At 40.9% G+C, this 18,361-nt stretch carries 18 protein-coding genes and 1 riboswitch; of the genes, 1 reads left to right on the top strand and 17 read right to left on the bottom strand.

What is annotated here, in order from left to right; translation table 11 throughout:
• Positions 1 to 12: 12 nt before the first annotated feature.
• From priA to CKV62_RS04230, 8 genes are all read right to left on the bottom strand, one after another.
• On the bottom strand, positions 13 to 2,196 hold the full coding sequence (gene priA, locus CKV62_RS04265) for a replication restart helicase PriA (protein WP_095065836.1): 2,184 nt from the start codon (positions 2,194 to 2,196) through the stop codon (positions 13 to 15).
• A 63-nt stretch (positions 2,197 to 2,259) separates the two neighbouring features.
• On the bottom strand, positions 2,260 to 3,450 hold the full coding sequence (gene metK / locus CKV62_RS04260) for a methionine adenosyltransferase (RefSeq protein ID WP_095065835.1): 1,191 nt from the start codon (positions 3,448 to 3,450) through the stop codon (positions 2,260 to 2,262).
• 47 nt (positions 3,451 to 3,497) lie between these two features.
• Positions 3,498 to 3,598: riboswitch (SAM riboswitch) on the bottom strand.
• Positions 3,599 to 3,631: 33 nt separating this feature from the next.
• Positions 3,632 to 5,287, bottom strand: coding sequence for a SulP family inorganic anion transporter (locus CKV62_RS04255; RefSeq protein WP_095065834.1), 1,656 nt, complete (start codon positions 5,285 to 5,287; stop codon positions 3,632 to 3,634).
• Positions 5,288 to 5,340: 53 nt separating this feature from the next.
• Positions 5,341 to 6,543 (bottom strand): bifunctional phosphopantothenoylcysteine decarboxylase/phosphopantothenate--cysteine ligase CoaBC, encoded by a 1,203-nt coding sequence (gene coaBC, locus CKV62_RS04250; protein WP_095065833.1) that lies wholly within the window; start codon positions 6,541 to 6,543, stop codon positions 5,341 to 5,343.
• A gap of 54 nt (positions 6,544 to 6,597) precedes the next feature.
• On the bottom strand, positions 6,598 to 6,813 hold the full coding sequence (gene rpoZ, locus CKV62_RS04245) for a DNA-directed RNA polymerase subunit omega (protein WP_038114868.1): 216 nt from the start codon (positions 6,811 to 6,813) through the stop codon (positions 6,598 to 6,600).
• Positions 6,814 to 6,817: 4 nt separating this feature from the next.
• Positions 6,818 to 7,447, bottom strand: coding sequence for a guanylate kinase (gmk, locus tag CKV62_RS04240; protein WP_095065832.1), 630 nt, complete (start codon positions 7,445 to 7,447; stop codon positions 6,818 to 6,820).
• A gap of 8 nt (positions 7,448 to 7,455) precedes the next feature.
• Positions 7,456 to 7,725, bottom strand: coding sequence for an extracellular matrix/biofilm regulator RemA (gene remA / locus CKV62_RS04235; RefSeq protein ID WP_038114863.1), 270 nt, complete (start codon positions 7,723 to 7,725; stop codon positions 7,456 to 7,458).
• 14 nt (positions 7,726 to 7,739) lie between these two features.
• Positions 7,740 to 8,621, bottom strand: coding sequence for a YicC/YloC family endoribonuclease (locus CKV62_RS04230; RefSeq protein WP_095065831.1), 882 nt, complete (start codon positions 8,619 to 8,621; stop codon positions 7,740 to 7,742).
• A 133-nt stretch (positions 8,622 to 8,754) separates the two neighbouring features.
• On the opposite strand from CKV62_RS04230, the gene CKV62_RS04225 reads away from it, so the two are divergent.
• Positions 8,755 to 10,470, top strand: coding sequence for an Rqc2 family fibronectin-binding protein (locus CKV62_RS04225; RefSeq protein ID WP_095065830.1), 1,716 nt, complete (start codon positions 8,755 to 8,757; stop codon positions 10,468 to 10,470).
• Between the two features lie 56 nt (positions 10,471 to 10,526).
• Here the strand turns inward: CKV62_RS04225 and CKV62_RS04220 are convergent, their stop codons facing one another.
• From CKV62_RS04220 to cmk, 9 genes are all read right to left on the bottom strand, one after another.
• Positions 10,527 to 10,994, bottom strand: coding sequence for a hypothetical protein (locus CKV62_RS04220; RefSeq protein WP_038114855.1), 468 nt, complete (start codon positions 10,992 to 10,994; stop codon positions 10,527 to 10,529).
• Between the two features lie 11 nt (positions 10,995 to 11,005).
• A complete protein-coding gene (gene coaD / locus CKV62_RS04215; RefSeq protein WP_095065829.1) occupies positions 11,006 to 11,497 on the bottom strand; it encodes a pantetheine-phosphate adenylyltransferase in 492 nt (163 codons plus the stop codon).
• A 4-nt stretch (positions 11,498 to 11,501) separates the two neighbouring features.
• Complete coding sequence (gene rsmD, locus CKV62_RS04210; protein WP_095065828.1) at positions 11,502 to 12,053, bottom strand: 16S rRNA (guanine(966)-N(2))-methyltransferase RsmD; 552 nt, start codon at positions 12,051 to 12,053, stop codon at positions 11,502 to 11,504.
• Between the two features lie 67 nt (positions 12,054 to 12,120).
• Complete coding sequence (locus tag CKV62_RS04205) at positions 12,121 to 13,119, bottom strand: NAD(P)H-dependent glycerol-3-phosphate dehydrogenase (protein WP_095065827.1); 999 nt, start codon at positions 13,117 to 13,119, stop codon at positions 12,121 to 12,123.
• Position 13,120: 1 nt separating this feature from the next.
• Positions 13,121 to 13,720 carry a glycerol-3-phosphate 1-O-acyltransferase PlsY gene (gene plsY, locus CKV62_RS04200; RefSeq protein ID WP_095066701.1) on the bottom strand — a complete coding sequence of 200 codons (600 nt, stop codon included), beginning with the start codon at positions 13,718 to 13,720 and terminating at the stop codon, positions 13,121 to 13,123.
• Positions 13,720 to 15,054, bottom strand: coding sequence for a ribosome biogenesis GTPase Der (gene der / locus CKV62_RS04195; RefSeq protein WP_095065826.1), 1,335 nt, complete (start codon positions 15,052 to 15,054; stop codon positions 13,720 to 13,722). The genes plsY and der overlap by 1 nt, the downstream gene beginning before the upstream one ends.
• A gap of 114 nt (positions 15,055 to 15,168) precedes the next feature.
• Complete coding sequence (locus CKV62_RS04190) at positions 15,169 to 17,067, bottom strand: bifunctional 4-hydroxy-3-methylbut-2-enyl diphosphate reductase/30S ribosomal protein S1 (RefSeq protein ID WP_095065825.1); 1,899 nt, start codon at positions 17,065 to 17,067, stop codon at positions 15,169 to 15,171.
• A complete protein-coding gene (locus CKV62_RS04185) occupies positions 17,058 to 17,678 on the bottom strand; it encodes a lysophospholipid acyltransferase family protein (protein ID WP_095065824.1) in 621 nt (206 codons plus the stop codon). The genes CKV62_RS04190 and CKV62_RS04185 overlap by 10 nt, the downstream gene beginning before the upstream one ends.
• Positions 17,671 to 18,354 (bottom strand): (d)CMP kinase, encoded by a 684-nt coding sequence (cmk, locus tag CKV62_RS04180; protein WP_095065823.1) that lies wholly within the window; start codon positions 18,352 to 18,354, stop codon positions 17,671 to 17,673. Before cmk ends, CKV62_RS04185 begins: the two co-directional genes overlap by 8 nt.
• Between the last annotated feature and the right edge of the window lie 7 nt (positions 18,355 to 18,361).

Here is an 18,361-nt window from a genome sequence, read left to right as displayed (position 1 = left end):
AATTCTCCTACACTACACAGGATCTACATCGATAAGTAATCCTTCTTGCGTAAAAATCCACGAGTGATATATATATTTCTTCATATCAGTCAAATCAGTACCGCGAATCATAATCGCTAAACGGTACATATCACGAACCTTTTTGATACTTGTTTCATAAGGTCCGTTAATTGTTATATCCAGATTTCCCTTATGACGTTCCAAATCATTTACTATGCAATTAGCAACAGATTCCAGCGTATTCATATCCTGATGACGTACGACCATATGAATCATTTGACGGAACGGTGGATAACCAAGGGCTTCACGATTCTGTATTTCTTCATGATAAAAGCCTACATAATCATGAGTCTTACTCTTTATTATAGCATAATTTAAAGGATTATATGTTTGTATAACGACATGACCAGTTTTATCTCCACGACCAGCTCGTCCTGACGTTTGTGTCAATAAATCAAACGTTCGCTCCGATGCGGAATAAACGGGTATATTTAAAACTGAATCCGCCGTCAAAATGCCAACGGCAGTTACACCCTTAAAATCATGCCCTTTAGATACCATTTGAGTACCCAATAAAATATCATATTTATGATTACCGAAATCGTGAAGTATATCCTCCGCTGCTTGCTTATGCTTCGTTACATCCTGATCCAGCCTTGCGATGCGGGCATGTTGAAAGTGGGCTCTCAGTTCTTCCTCTACCTTTTGTGTGCCGGATCCGAAAAACTTGATACGCTTACTTTTACATTTTGGACAAACAGCAGGAATCGGTTCATGATGTTCACAATAATGACAACGTAACTCCTCACCGGCCTGATGATATACCATAGCCACATCACAGTGAGGACACATAATCGTCTCCCCACAATCACGACACATAACAAATGTGCTGTAACCGCGACGATTCAAAAGTATAATCATCTGATTATGCTCATCCAATGTACGTTGAATAAGATGCATCATGGCATCGGAAAATACAGAATAATTACCGTGCAACATTTCTTCTTTCATATCCACAATCGATACGGAAGGCATCGGTTGTTCAAAAATACGGTTCGGTAACTCCAATAACCGATATGTACCGTTTTGTGCCTTGTGATAGGATACTACAGAAGGTGTTGCAGACCCGAGAATCACCGGACATCCATGTGCTTCACCACGCCATAATGCAACATTTCTTGCATGATAACGCACCATATCTTCCTGCTTATAAGATGTATCATGCTCTTCATCGACAACGATGAGACCGATATCTTCGGCCGGTGCAAATATTGCGGACCGAGCGCCGATAATGATATGACTATCTTTACGACGCAATCGTTCCCAATTGTTATTGCGCTGCTGCACAGTTAGTTTACTATGAAAAACAACGACTTCATCCCCAAAGGTTTCCACAAAACGACGAACAATCTGATCAGTTAAAATAATTTCCGGCACCAAAATGATAGCGGTTTTATCCTGACTGATGCAGCGAGCGGTAGCTCGCAAATAAATCTGTGTCTTGCCGCTCCCCGTAACTCCATGAAGTAAAAATGGCTGATAAACATGATGATCCATAGCATATTGAATTGACTCATAAGCCTTCTGTTGCGCCTCTGATAAGGGAATTTTATATTCCTCCGTCAATAACTCATCGAAAACCGTTTTTGTAGCTTTGAATCGGGATTCTACAACGATACCATGAGCTTCGCTTACCTGCTTGATAACCATACGGGAATAACCTTTAGCCAATAATAAAGCCTTGGAAGCACCCCCAACCTCAAGCAAATAGGCAGCCAGTTCACGTTGTTTTCTTTTACGTCCGCTAAATTGATCAACAGAAAAATCCGGAGTGACTACAAGCCATTCCTCTTTCGGAGCTTCATAGGACTTTAACGTTTTATGAACCGTAAAAAGACGTAATGCATCACCATAGGAGCAAAGATAATATTCATTTAGTCGTCTTGCCGTATCCATCATTTCCGGTGTAAACCACGGTTCACTATCTAAAATCTGCACTATATTACGCAATGTAAACTCGGGAGACTCCGTTAATTCGGTATACCCGATAAGGATTCCTTCCTCTCGACTATTACCAAGAGGAACCAATACACGTGTACCGGGTAAAACAGTACCGAATTTTTTCGGCATTAAATAGCTTAACGGTTTATGTAGTTGTTTAGCCGGTCGATTAATAATAATCTGTGCAACACGCATAGGTTCACATCCTTCAATTTACTATAAAAGGTCTCAGTAGAAGTTCTACCAAGACCTTTTTCATTATAAGCCAGCTTCTTGTCTTAAAATTTGAGCTTTATCTGTACGTTCCCAAGGGAGATCAACATCTGTTCTGCCAAAATGACCATACGCAGCCGTCTTACGATAATGAGGTTTCAATAAGTCGAGCATTTCAATGATACCCGCAGGGCGTAAATCAAAATGTTTCTTAATCAATTCCTGAATTTTTTCTTCTCCGATATGTGCCGTACCAAATGTATCAACTAAAATGGATACCGGATGAGCAACGCCGATAGCGTATGCCACCTGAACTTCACATTTATCAGACAAACCTGCAGCTACAACGTTCTTTGCTACATAACGGGCAGCATATGCAGCAGAGCGGTCAACCTTGGATGGATCTTTACCGGAAAAAGCACCACCCCCATGACGAGCCATACCGCCATATGTATCGACGATAATTTTACGTCCTGTAAGACCTGCATCACCATGAGGACCGCCGATTACAAAACGGCCTGTAGGATTGATAAAAAATTTGGTATTCTCATCAACGAATTCCACAGGTAACGCAGCATCAATGACATAACGCTTAAGATCATTTTTAATTTGTTCTTGCGTTACTTCCGGACTATGTTGTGTGGAAATAACAATCGTATCGATACGTTTCGGTTTACCGTCAACATATTCTACGGTTACCTGTGTCTTTCCGTCCGGGCGCAAATATGATAAGGTACCATCCTTACGAACTTCTGTAAGACGACGGGATAAGCGATGCGCCAAAGATATCGGCATCGGCATAAATTCCGGCGTTTCATTAGATGCATAACCGAACATCATGCCTTGATCACCGGCGCCGATTTTATCCAATACTTCACCGCGACCGTCTTTAGATTCGAGCGCTTCATCAACGCCCATAGCGATATCAGAAGATTGTTCGTCAATAGACACCAGTACACCACATGTATCACAGTCAAATCCGAATTTCGCACGAGTATAACCAATTTCACGAATAGTATCGCGTACGATGCGAGGAATGTCTACATAGACATTAGTAGAAATTTCACCTACCACATGAACAAGACCGGTCGTAACCAGAGTCTCGCAAGCTACACGAGCAGCAGGATCCTTTTCAATAATCGCATCCAAAACAGCATCGGAAATTTGGTCAGCTATTTTATCTGGATGGCCTTCAGTAACTGATTCAGAAGTAAAAAACATATGTTTTTCTGCCATTTTATCCTCCTAATATAAAAAAAGCCTCCCATGAACTCATGAGAGACCTCCCATCTAATGGCTCGCACCATAGGAATTAGCACCTTTTCCCCTTGGAATGGTTGCTGTAGCTTCGCAGGGCCTGTCCCTCCACTACTCTTGATGAGTTACAGGATCATTATAGTGTATTTGTTAGTATAAATCAAGATATTTTAACGGCCAAATCATGTTCCGCTTTATGTAAAGCACTTTCAAACTGGCGATACATATGATGTCGGCCTAAAATCGTTAAGAAATCAGATTTATACATTTCGTGACGTATATCATAATTGACATCACTCAGCAAAACCTCTATACCTCTTTTCTGTAATTCTTCGATAATACCTCGCAAGATACGAAGACCGGTTAAATCTACAAATGGAACTTGTCCAAATCGGATAATTAAAAATTTAGGATCTTTATGTATGGAATTAAGAGCCCTTTCAAAAGCGCTGATAGCGCCAAAAAATAAGGGACCTTCAACGGTATATACCATAATTTCTGGGTGAATGGTAACCTCATGTTTAACTTGTGCCGACAGTTCCTCACAACTCATCTCATGAACATCAATGGTTCTCACCATTTTTCTCATGAATTGCAATACCGCCAATATAACCCCCACATTAACGGCTACGACTAAATCCGTAAAGATCGTCAAAAAGAATGTTAATATCAATATGATTCGATCCGCTTGCGGTGCCAATATAATCATTTTAATAAATCGCGGTACATCACTCATGTTGTAAGCTACGACGAATAAAATCGCGGCCATCGATGCCAATGGGATATACACGGCATATGGAGCCAAAAACAGTAGAATAGCAACCAATACGATAGCATGAACAATTCCCGCAATAGGTGATGTTCCACCTTGTCGAATATTGGTCGCCGTCCTTGCAATAGCCCCTGTCGACGCAATTCCTCCGAATAAAGGGGCTACAATATTAGCTACCCCTTGCCCGAATAATTCCGTATTAGATTCATGCTTCGTTCCGCTCATGCCGTCGGCCACAACGGCAGATAACAGAGATTCAATCGCACCTAACATGGCGATGGTAAAAGCAGGGCCAATTAACGAGAATATCTTATCCAATGAAAGATTTGGAATGGAAAATTCCGGTAGACCTTGAGGAATACCTCCAAAAGCGCTACCTATAGTCTTTACCGTAGGGAATTGATAGTAACTCTGAATCACTGTAGCGACAATCATAGCTACTATAGGAGCAGGTATTTTATTGATATATGGAATCTTAGGCAATATCAGCAATAGAACAAGACTAAGCAATGCAATACACAGAGTGGGAATATCCAAATATGGCAATGATTGAATCATGAGCCATAATTTTTCGTGAAAATGCTCCATATACGGTAATGACGGAAAACCAAAGAAATAAGGCCATTGTCCAACCCAAATGGTCACTCCGATACCTGCTGTAAAGCCCATAATCACAGGGGTTGGAATAAAACGAATAACAGTACCCAATTTAGCCGTACTCATAAGAATGAGCATAATACCGGCCATCATGGTGGCAATCTGCAAGCCTTCAAATCCGTAGTTTACCACAATACTGCTGAGCAGAACGATAAACGCTCCCGTAGGGCCCGCAATCTGTACTTGTGAACCTCCGAAAAGAGACACGAATATACCTGCTATAATGGCTGTATATATACCTGCCTGCGGCGTTACACCACTGGCAATGGCAAAGGCCATCGCCAACGGCAACGCTACAACGCCGACTACCAGTCCGGCAATAATATTATTACTCCACTGCGATCTTGCTAACCCGCCTTGACGATATGCCCTTTGTATTGCAAACATTTAACTAACACTTTCCTTCTCTCTATAAACCCATATACAAACATGTTAAAAAGTTATTTTGTACACTTTAATTTCATTAGCTCAGCCACTTCCGTAAGAATACATTTGGCCAATTCCGTTTTTTTCATGTTAGGAATAACCCGCGGTTCTTTATCGGGATACAAAAAATACCCTTCATTTGTATCCACATTAAAACCCGCATTACTCTTGCTTACATCATTGGCAACTAGCATATCCAGATGTTTTCTATGTACCTTATCCTGTCCATATGCAACGACATCCTGTGTTTCTGCAGCAAAACCGACTAATAATTGATGCGTTTTATGCACGCCTAAGCCTTGCAATATATCCGGATTCTTAACAAGTTCTAACGTCATGGAATCCATTTTTTTTATTTTATGATCCGCTTTGTTAAGAACTCTAAAGTCAGACACTGCAGCAGCCATGATGACCACATCGACATCTTTATATCGAGACTCAACCGCTTCCTGCATAGATATAGCCGAATCGACGGGTACATATTCCACCCCATGAGGCACATCGAGTGATGTCGGTGCACTCACTAAGATAACACGAGCCCCCATTTTCTGTACTTCCGCAGCAATGGCATAGCCCATTTTGCCGCTGGAACGATTCCCTATATAGCGGACGGGATCGATATTTTCTTGAGTGCCTCCGGCCGTAACTAGTACGGTTTTTCCTGAAAACTCTTCAGTAGCACAGAGTTCTGCTTCAAGCCACGCTACAATCTCCTCGGGTTCCGGTAGACGGCCGATCCCGGTCACACCGCATGCAAGCCAGCCGCTGGACGGTTCAAGGACGTGATATCCAAGGGCTTTCAGCCCCTCTATATTCCGCTGTGTGATTTGGTTATTATACATTTCCGTATTCATCGCCGGACAGATAAATTTTGGTGCTGTTGTAGCCAAAATAGTCGTAGTCAGCATATCATCGGCAATGCCCGCATAAATTTTAGCTATTACATTGGCGGTTGCCGGTACAACTATATAAGCATCGGCCCATGTAGCCAAAGCAATATGTTCTACATCCCAATTCTGAATTTGCTCAAACATATCCAAAGCCACAGGATAGCCGCTTATTTCACCAAAGGTTAACGGCGATGCGATATGAGTGGCATTTCTAGTCATAACAACCTTAACTTCGGCCCCTTTTTTGCGAAGGCGGCTGACAACTTCTATAGCTTTATAGGCTGCAATTCCTGCAGATACGGCGACAACCACATGTTTTCCCTGCATAGTCTACTCCTTTTAAAAATTCCTTGTATCAACGATACAAGGAATTGATTCATTTTATTTAATGCCTTCTTTAGTGCGTTTATAAGTGACTTCACCTTCAGCAATTTCATAAAATGCCAAAGATACAGGCTTGTCGGTAGCATGTGTATGTTCAGCAAGGCAAGGACTGCCGTCAGTGAGCTCACGAGCTCGTTTTGCTGCCAATGTTACCAATGTATACTTGCTGTCTACTTGATTTTCTAATGCTTTCAATGGAGGTTTTACCATCATACTATCACTTCTCCTTAGACTCTTGATATTGCTTATAAATAAATTGAATTTGTTCTTTATTGCGACTGATCTTACAGGACTCGGCCCGCAAGATAGAGGCTACCTTCTCCGAAGCATCCGCTAAATCATCATTGACAACAATATAATCATAGCGATGCGCCAATGCTAGTTCGGAACACGCTAAAGATAAACGCTTATCAATGACCTCTTTTGCATCGGTTCCTCGATTATGCAGCCGCTCGGATAACTCTGTTAAGGACGGAGGTACGATATAGATAAATACGGCATCACTAAAGCGTTCCTTTACCTGCATCGCCCCCTGTATATCGATTTCCAACAGTACACTTTTACCCTCATCCAATAGATCCATTACATGCTGCTTAGGTGTGCCATAGTAATTATCATATACTTTAGCATACTCCAGAAAGGCATCTTCCGCCAAAAGAGATTCAAATTCATCCTTTGATCGGAAAAAGTAATTTACGCCTTCCTCCTCGCCGACTCGTGGCTTACGTGTCGTCATGGAAACAGAGTAGACTAAATTCGGCATTTCTTTTCGAATATTAGAACAAATGGTTCCTTTACCTGCACCAGACGGCCCGGATATAACGATTAACAATCCTCTGTCTGACATATATACTCCTATGCTTCTACTGTATCTTCATCTACATCATATTGCACAATTCGATGTGCTACGGTTTCCGGCTGAATTGCAGATAATACAATCTGACCGCTGTCCATAACTAATACAGCACGAGTTTTACGTCCATATGTAGCATCAATGAGTAAACCCTTGTCTCTGGCATCCTGTACCATACGCTTGATCGGCGCCGACTCGGGACTGATGATGGCCATAACCCGGTTTGCAGATACCATATTGCCAAAACCTATATTCAATAATTGAATACTCATTCATGGACCTCCTATCACTCCACATTCTGTACTTGCTCTCTAATTTTTTCCAACTCACATTTTAAATGAACGACCCACTCCGTAACATTTGAATCAACTGTTTTGGAGCCGATAGTATTCACCTCTCGATTCATCTCCTGCAGGATAAAATCAAGCTTACGTCCTATAGGATTCTCATCTATAAGTGTGTTTTTTAATTGTACCACATGTGAGGTAAATCGGACAATCTCTTCAGTAATATCGGTCTTATCTGCAAGAATTGCAATTTCCTGCAAAAATCTGTCCTCACTGATACTCGCTTCCAGCTCTATTAAATAGTCTTTAATCTTTGATATAATATGATTTCGATAATTCTCTACGGCAACCGATTTATTTTCATCGATACGTTGAATCGTTGATTTCAACGTAGAAATTCGACTTAACAAATCCTCTTGAATATGATGACCTTCCTCACTTCTCATCTGTAATAACTGTGCAACAGCCCGACTCGTCGCCTCCGTCACAACGGATATCATGACATCTTCCGCAACAGGTTCATCCTGTTGTTGAATCCATTCATTTGATACGGACATAACAGCCGATAAGGGCACCTCTTTAATGGTTGTATAAAATCCCTGCTCCACCAACATCTCCTGAATTTGCTCGCGCAGCACACAATTGATGGTGAAAGTTTTTGGCCGTTCCCCTGCGTCTTGTATCGATACGGATACTTCTACCTTACCGCGAGCGATATGTTGTTGTATCTGCTCTCGAATAAGATTTTCAAAAGGATTGACTTGTTTTGGACTTCGTATAAATAAATCTAAATATCGTGCATTGACGGATTTGATTTCAACCGTGCAAGTAAGGTTGTCTGCAGTAGCAGTACCGCAGCCGAAACCTGTCATACTCTTCATGGACCATCCTCCTTACAGTTTCTCTTATTGTACCACGAAATATTCATTTTTGCTGTTCAAATACTAAGAAATCTCTTCGCTCTGTGGTATACTAAACTATATTTCTATACCATTCATTTATGAAAGGATAGCCATGAATTTAGATGGACTTACCATGTCCGTACTCGCCAAGGAACTGCACGAGCGATTACAGACAGGACAAATACAAAAATTATACCAGATCGATAAAACCACGCTATTATTCAAAATACGTGCACACAACGAAGATCAGAATCTGATCATTACCGTAGGCTCCAATCCGGCACTGTATCTAAGCCATCCGCTTCAGGACCTGCCAAAAGAACCGAGTTCCTTATGTATGTTTCTACGCAAACATATCGAAGGCAGTCGTATTGTAAAGGTTGAACAGATTAACGGCGACAGAATACTTTGTATCCAGTCGGATAAGTTGGAAATGGACGGGGCCATCAATTCCACCTATATTTATGTGGAATTGATGGGCAAGTATTCCAACTGTATTTTTGTACAGGATAATATAATTCTGGAATCTCTCATCCATGTCTCGCCCCTCATGAATCGCGAGCGATCGATTGGCCCTAAATTAACATATGAACTACCGCCAAATGCCAATCGCGTCAATTTGATGGACTTCAATAAAACGGAAATACTGAATCTTCTTACCTCCTTTGGTGCCGGTACAGTTCAGGAATCCATCCGATCTATCTTTAACGGCTTCGGCAAGCCGCTTTTAGATGAAGTACTGCACCGAACACTACTAGCAGGAGACGTATCCATAGAATCCATATCAGATGCGGAAATGAACAATCTGGCACAGGCACTCTACAGCCTTCGTATGGACTTAGGCTCAAGCTCGGGGCTCTATATATTAGAGAATAGCAATCACAAAAAAGCTTACGCCTCACTTCCTCTGCATAACTATGAAATTATCAAAATCTACGAAACCATTTCAGAGGCATTAGAAGAATCCATTCATTCCACAAAATCGATTCACACTGCGGATAAGGAGCTTGAAAAACTTCTCACCGCAGCCATCAAGAAGGAAGAAACACGTCATCAAAAAATTAAAACTGAATTAGATGATACGGAAAAGATGGAAACTTATAAATTATACGGTGATATTTTGATGATCAACGCTCATCTGCAGGTTCAATATCAACCATCCATAGAATTACCGAATCTTTTATCTGAAAACAATGAAATATTAACCATTCCATTGAAACCTCAATTGACGATCGTCGAGAATGCACAATGGTATTATAAATTATATACAAAACTTAAAAATCGTATGGTCAGCGGTAAGTACCAGCTCAATGCGAGCACAACGAAGTTGGAATATTTAAAGTCCATCTTATACAGTATCTCCCTTGCCACTACCCGTGAAAGTCTCGAAGAAATTCGCAGAGAATGTATGGATGCGGGGATTATCAAAAAATCCAAAAAGCCTCTGTCCTATAAATTGGGGAAATCCAATTACATTCACCTCACAATAGATGAAGGCGAGATCTTCATCGGACGCAACAATCAACAAAACGAATATTTAACACATCGCTTTGCCAAACCTACTGATATCTGGTTCCATACACAGGAAATTCAGGGCTCACATCTCATCCTAAGACTTAATGTGGAGCCGGATGATATGATTATATCCAAAGTAGCCCAATACGCGGCATACTTCAGTAAAGCTCGTGAAAGCAGTAAAGTGCCTGTTGACTACACCTATATAAAAAATATTAAAAAGCCACCTGGGTCTCCTCTCGGATTTGTCATATTCAATACGCATCAAACCATGATTGTAGAACCTAAAAAACCTGAAAACTATATCGAGTGAAAAAAGGCTATATGCAGCACCAGCTGCATATAGCCTTTTTTAATATAATTTTTCTATTACTGATTTTCTTCCGTCCGTTCTTCCGTTTGTTTCAAGCTTTCACGGTTCTGACGTAAACTTTCCAATGTTTTTTCTAAGTTGTTTTCCACATATTTAAGAACATCGCCGGCATATTGAATCGAGCTGGCTTTCAATTCTTCAGAGGACTGATTTGCTGCATTGATGATTTGATTGGCCTGTTCCTGAGCCTGTTTAACCAATTCACTTTCAGCAGTCAATTTAGCGATGTAATCCTTCGCCTGATCGATTAATGTTTCAGCCTGACGTTGGGCATCAGCCAACACCTTATCCTTCTCAGCTACGATACGACGTGATTCATCAAGCTCCAACGGTAAAGATTCTTGAATGGAGTCAATAATACGCATAATTTCATCTTCTTCTACCATGCGTTTAGTAGTCATGGGAATACGACTGCTGGATTCAATAAGAACCTCTAAATCTTCTAATAATTTTTCTGTTTTCATACAAATCACTCCTATTTATTATGTACCGTATTAAAGCGTTCTTCAAGTTTTAACTTTACATCATCCGGAACGAGACCATCCAGTTTTCCACCGAATTTAGCCAGTTCACGAATACCTGTGGAGCTGACAAAAGAATATTTATTATTTGTCATAATAAAAACAGTCTCAATGTCATCATCCAAATATTTTGCAAACAAAGCGCGCTGAAACTCGTATTCAAAATCACTCAATGCACGTAAACCGCGAATAATTATGGTCGCATTTTTAGACTTTACATATTCATTGAGTAAACCACCTGTACAGTCAATTTCAACATTCGGAATATGTTGGACGGAATTTCGAATCATCTCGACCCGTTCCTCCATCGTGAACAAAGAGTTTTTGTTCGGGTTAGTGCTGACCGCGATAATCAGCTTGTCCACCAACCGACTGCCCCGCTCAAAAATATCAACATGTCCATTTGTAACTGGGTCAAAACTCCCCGGACATATACCTATACGCACAGGTCTAACTCCTTTCAGCAGCATTTACAAAATAGGAAACCATCGTATAACCAAATTTTTGTACTTTGATACAATCCCATGATTCAGGTAATGTAAACACTTCATCCTTATGATGTTCCAACAGTAAAACCCCTGAAGATTTTAGCAAATTGTTCACTACCACGAAATCAATAGTATCCTGTATAAATCCATGCTCATATGGTGGGTCAGAAAAAATATAGTCGAACTGCTGTCCTTCTATATAATTTTTCACTTGTGAAAGTTTTCTCGGGATAATCTGTAATCGATCATCGACACGACAATGCACGGCATTTTCTAAAATCAATTTCCCCGTTTTACAGTCAACGGCCACTGCCCGAGCAGCACCGCGACTCAACGATTCGATTGCTACGGCACCGGTACCGGAAAAAAGGTCCAATACATCTGTACCGTAAATTCCCCTATTAGCCAACACATTGAATACACTTTCACGAACTCGATCCAGTGTAGGTCTAGTATTCATTCCCTTTGGCGCTTTAATAGCATGCCCCTTCGCAGTTCCGCCAATAATTCGCATACAATCCTCACAAGATTATACTCATTAATTATAGTATATAAATAACCAAAATAAAAGTATCTTTTACTTATGATACTTCAATTTTACTATTTCGTCCCATCAATTCTTCTAATGCTGCAGCAGGTGTTATTTTCTGATGCAATACATCGTGTAAAGCCGCTGTAATTGGCATCTCTATATCATGTTCTTCAGCCATCTTATGAATGATATCCGTCGCAAAAAAACCTTCTACCACCATATTGGTATGCTGCATGATATCATCCATCGTCCTGCCATCAGCTAATTGTTGTCCCGCAGAACGATTACGGCTGTGACCGCTCATGCAGGTAGCAATAAGATCACCCATGCCGGCAAGACCTGCATAGGTCTCTTTTTTCGCCCCTAAAGCAACACCGAAACGCGTCATTTCATGAAGGCCGCGCGTCAGAAGCATGGCTTTACAGTTATCCCCTAATGCCAAACCGTCCACAATTCCCGCCGCCAGTGCAATGATATTCTTTGTCGCACCGGCCAGTTCAACACCGATTAAATCCGTACTGGAATATATTCTAAAATTTTGACTATGCAAGGCATTTTGTAATTTGATGGCCACATCAAGATTTTCCGTACTCAATACGGCGGCAGCCGGTAGATTCCGGGCTACCTCCTCCGCATGGTTCGGACCTGTCAAAACAGCTAAGTTACATCCTACAGAACCTAATATCTCGGACATAACGGTAGTCAACAATTTTCCTGTAGTTTGTTCCACCCCTTTTGAACATAACACATAAGACTGTTCCTTATGTGCATAAGGTTGTATTGCCTCAAGGCTGGTTCGAACATGGACAGACGGAGTTACCATCAACACAATCTGAGCATTGCGAATACAGGCCTCCAAATCCGAACTGAATTGTAAAGAATCGGGTAAAATAACCCCCGGTAAATATTCTTTATTCTCGTGATCGATAGCCAATTGTTTTCCGAATTCAGGACGACGGCAATATATAGTTGTAGTGTTTCCCGCTAATGCGGATTTTATGGCTAATGCCGTTCCCCAACTACCGGATCCGATAACAACTACGTTCATATCATTCATCCTTTTTTATTCGTTCTACTTTCAACTCATTACCAGCCAATAGACGTTTAATATTATCCCGGTGACGTATCACTACAAAAAGACCGGCTAAAGCGCCAAATCCAACAAACCAATACGATTCACCTGTAAAAAACATCAAAAATGGTACCAATACAGCGGCTATGATAGATCCTAATGACACAAGTTTCGTCATATACACAATAACAGTCCAGACAAAAAGACAAATGCCGGCTACTATAGGAGATAATGCAATAAGCACGCCAAGTCCAGTTGCAACACCGCGACCGCCTTTAAAACCCAAAAATAGAGACCAATTATGCCCTATCATAGCCAAAATACCACCTAGGATCATATACATAGGTCCATAAGACGATAGTAATAAAACCCCGGCAGCCCCCTTTAAAGCATCACATAAAAATACCGGTAAAGCCGCTTTAAGACCTATAACCCGATACGTATTGGTAGCACCGATATTTTTAGATCCGTATTGACGTACATCCGTATTAAAAAATATCTTGCCAATAATTAATCCACTGGGAACAGAGCCTATAAGATAAGCTGACACAGCATATACAATAATCATCACATCAATCATTCTTCATCATCCCGTTTTTTACCGCGTAATATCAAGCGAATCGGTGTTCCTTCAAAGCCGAAGGACTCTCGCAATCGATTTTCTAGGAATCGCATATATGAGAAGTGAATCAACTCCGGTTCATTTACAAATAGAATAAATGTGGGCGGTTTAACACTGGCCTGTGTCATATAGTAAATTTTAGGAATACGACCATTACGGGATGGCACAGGGTTGACGGTTTGCGCATCTTGCAACAATTGATTTAACGTACCTGTCGATACACGACGATATTGTTGTTCGGAAACGAATTTCAACATATCCGCCAATCGATGAATGCGTTGTTTTGTCAAGGCCGATGCAAATAGTATCGGAGCAAATTGTAAAAACCCCAGTTCGTCGTAAATATCTTCGGTAAAACGCAATGTGGTTTTATCATCTTTTTCTACAAGATCCCACTTATTAACAACGATAACAACACCTTTACCGGCTTCATAAGCATATCCGGCAATTTTTTTATCCTGCTCCGTCACTCCATCCTGAGCATCGAGAACAAGCACTACAATATCAGAGCGATCCACCGAACGTAATGAGCGAACAATACTGTACCGCTCAACAGCTTCCTCAATTTTAGCTTTCCTCCTCATACCGGCCGTATCGATAAGAACGAATTTCTGTCCATCATGAGTCCAATGCGTATCGATAGAATCTCGTGTAGTTCCTGCCACATCTGATACAATCACCCGCTCTTGACCAAGCAACGCATTCGTCAATGAGGATTTTCCCACATTCGGTCGGCCGATAACGGCAACATGAATGGTGTCCTCATCATCTACATTCGTACCGACCGGAGGGAAGTGTTTTACCGTATCATCCAATAAATCACCGAGATTCATCAAGTTCTTTGCCGAAATGCCGATAGGGTCACCTAGGCCGAGATTATAAAATTCATAAATATTCGGTTCCTGATTTACACTGTCAATCTTATTAACTACAAGCACAACAGGTTTTCCGCTGGCTCTAAGAATATTGGCAACCTCTTCATCAGCAGGAACAATGCCCTGTTTGCCATCCACTACGAAAAGAATAACATCCGCCTCTTCAATAGCGAGCTCTGCCTGCAAGCGCATCATCTTAGGAATTACATGACTATTTTCTGTTACAAATTCAATACCACCTGTATCAATCATCGTGAATTCACGATTTAACCATTCCGCGTCAAAGTAAATACGATCCCGTGTTACACCGGGAATATCTTCTACGATGGAAATACGTTTATTAACAATGGCATTAAAAAGTGTAGATTTACCTACATTTGGACGACCTACGACGGCCACTAATGGTTTTGCCATAGTTTCACCTCATTATCAACTATAATACATTATAATATTTTATCATATTCCCCATACAGTACGCAAAAAGGCTAACCAAGGAAAACCTTGGTTAGCCTTCTATTAGACAATGAATTATTCAGCGTCTTCTGCAGTTTCTTTTGCTTCCATTAATTCAGTCAATGCCAAGCCCAATTTCTTTTCATCTTTATTAAGAGAAATGATTTTAACTTCAACTTCTTGACCACGATTCAAGTAATCTTCAACTTTCGCATTACGTTGTTTCGTGATTTGAGAGATATGAAGTAAACCTTGAATGTCGTCGTTAACTGCCACGAATGCACCGTAAGCAACCAAACGAACAACTTTACCTGTAATAATATCGCCTACATGCAATGTTTCTTCCGCCACGTCCCATGGGCTCTTAGTCAAAGCTTTCAAGGACAGGGATAATTTATTGCTTTCAGCATCAAAGGATTGTAATTTAACTTCGATTTCTTGTCCAACGGAAAGAACATCTTCCACTTTTTTGATTTTTTGCCAAGAGATGTCGGAAATATGAAGTAAACCCTCAATACCGCCGATATCTACGAAAGCACCATAAGGCATAATTTTGCGAACAACACCTGTATAGTTTTCACCAACGGTGATATTTTTCAAGGCTTCGGCTAATTTAGCTTGACGTTCTACTTCCAATACGGCACGACGGGAAAGAACCAAACGGTTTTTCTTTTCATCGATTTCAAGTACTTTAGCTTCGAATTCTGTGCCAACCAAGTTATCCAAAGATTTTACAAAGTGAACATCACCTTGGGACAATGGAATAAAACCACGAAGGGATTTAACAGTTACTACCAAGCCTGCTGGAATAGCATCAATACCTTTACATAAGATAGTTTCATCTTTTTCTTGTGCTTCGATAACGTATTGCCAATCTTCATCTTTAGCCAAGCGAGTCATGGAAAGATAAATAGGATTATCTTCTTTGATGTGATTCATGATAACTGCTTTAATTTCATCACCATTCTTTAACACATCTTTGGCAGATTCTGGTGCCGGATAAGAAATTTCAGTTCTATTCAAAATGGCTTCTGTTTTATAGCCAAAAGATACATATGCACGTTCATCTTCAACTTGAACAACTGTACCTTCTACAACATTCCCTTTCTTAAATTCTTCTTGACCTTCTGCTGCTAATAATTCTGCAAAATCTTTCATTGTCTCAATGACCTCCTTAATAATCCAGTCGGGAGTCGATGCTCCTGCTGTTACCCCTACCGTCTGTACTCGGTCAAACCATTCCAGTTGTAATTCAGTAGAGGTTTCAATGTGATAGGTTATACATCCAACGTCACGACATACCTCTGCCAATCGGTTTGTGTTACCGCTATTCTTACCGCCTATCACAATCATAAGATCAACACTACGAGCTAATTCAACAGCAGAGTTCTGTCGTTCTTGCGTTGCATTACAAATCGTTTTGAAAACCTTAAGATTCTTAGATTTTTTCTCTAATATGTCTATTATACTGTTAAATTTAAATTGTGAAAAGGTTGTTTGTACAACAACGCCCATTTTTTCCACAATTTGTAGTTTTTCAGCGGATTTTTCATCTTCGATGATTATTCCTTTATTATCTGCCCATAAATTAATACTTTTGACCTCAGGATGGTTCTTTTCACCTAAAATCACTAAAGTCATTCCATCTTCAATGACGGATTTCGCATCCTGTTGTGCTTTTTTTACATATGGACACGTAGCATCTACAACATTAAGTCCTTTTTCCTCGGCTTCATCATAGACAGCTGGCCCCACACCGTGGGAGCGGATAATCATAGTTCCCTCTTCGATATCCGATACAGCCTGAACGGGACTGACACCTCTTCTTTCAAGGCGGCCCACAACTTGAGGGTTATGAATAATAGGGCCTAATGTATAACTCTTTCCACAATGATTAGCCGCATCATCCGCCATTTCAACGGCCCGTTTTACACCATAACAAAAGCCGTGATTTTCCGCCAAAATTATTTCCATAGTATCTCCTGAATAGAATTATCGTGATATGAATCTATCATGCGTTGAATTTCACTTTTTACACGATCATTTACTTCTTGAATAGCCTCAGGTGTCGGTTTTGCTTTTTCTACTGAAATCTGTTCTCCAATAATACACGCTACCTTTCCCCGTTGCATATTATGCGATCCGATAATAGCTACCGGAACGATACCTATACCGGTGCGTAGAGCGATAGAAGCCGCTCCGTCATGAAATCTGCCCAGTTTACCGCTTTTCTGTCGATTTCCTTCCGCAAAAATGCCGAGGACCTTATTCGCTTTCAGTAATCCTAACGCATGTCGAATAGCAACCTTATCAATAGCACCACGATTCAAAGGAAATGCACCAAGCCAGGTACAAAGGAATCTTGAAATCGGATTTACAAACAATTCCTGTTTGGCCATAAAATGCACATGCCTTGGTAATGCATATCCGACTATACACGGATCATTATTACTCATGTGATTCGGCACAACGATAACTGGCCCTTCCATAGGAAAATTATCGCGTCCATAAACTTTTAACCCGTATCCGACTTTATAGCGTAACCAAAAAGCAGTACGCCATAGCCAGGTGGAAAATCTATTCATGATTAATTATCTCCTGTACCAACTGCAATATACGATTCACCGTTTCATCAAAAGTCATATCGCTTGAGTCTATTACCACCGCATCGTCGACACATACTAATGGAGATTCCTCACGATTCTTATCCATCTCGTCCCGGCGCTCTACGTTCTTAGTTATCTCATCCAAAGATTGTTCATTCGGTGTTCCTTGCACTTCAAGCCATCTGCGTTTCGCACGTGCTTTCACAGAAGCAGTTAGATATATTTTTAATTCCGCATCAGGTAAGACTACGGAACCGATATCACGGCCGTCAAGGATGACGCCCCCTTCATCGGCCAAAAGACGTTGACGTTCTACCAGATATTGGCGTACCCCTTTATGGGAAGCGACTTCTGAAACGGCATTGTTTACTTGAGGCGTACGGATAAAGCCGGTCACCTCTTGGCCGCGTACAAACACCTTACAGGCATCATTACCCGGTTCCATCGTTAACTCCAGAGTTGGAAGGATGGTCTCCACCGCCGCCTGATCAGTAGGATCTATATCATCATGTAAAACAGCCCACGTAACGGAGCGATACATGGCGCCCGTATCTATATATAAGTATCCCAGTTGCTTCGCTACAACTTTTGAAATACTACTTTTACCGGCCCCTGCAGGACCGTCAATGGCAACAGCAATTTTTTTCGAACTCATATTATCC

This window comes from Veillonella rodentium (genome assembly GCF_900187285.1).
Classification (GTDB): Bacteria; Bacillota; Negativicutes; order Veillonellales; family Veillonellaceae; genus Veillonella; species Veillonella rodentium.
This window is presented reverse-complemented; position numbering and strand designations above follow the sequence as displayed.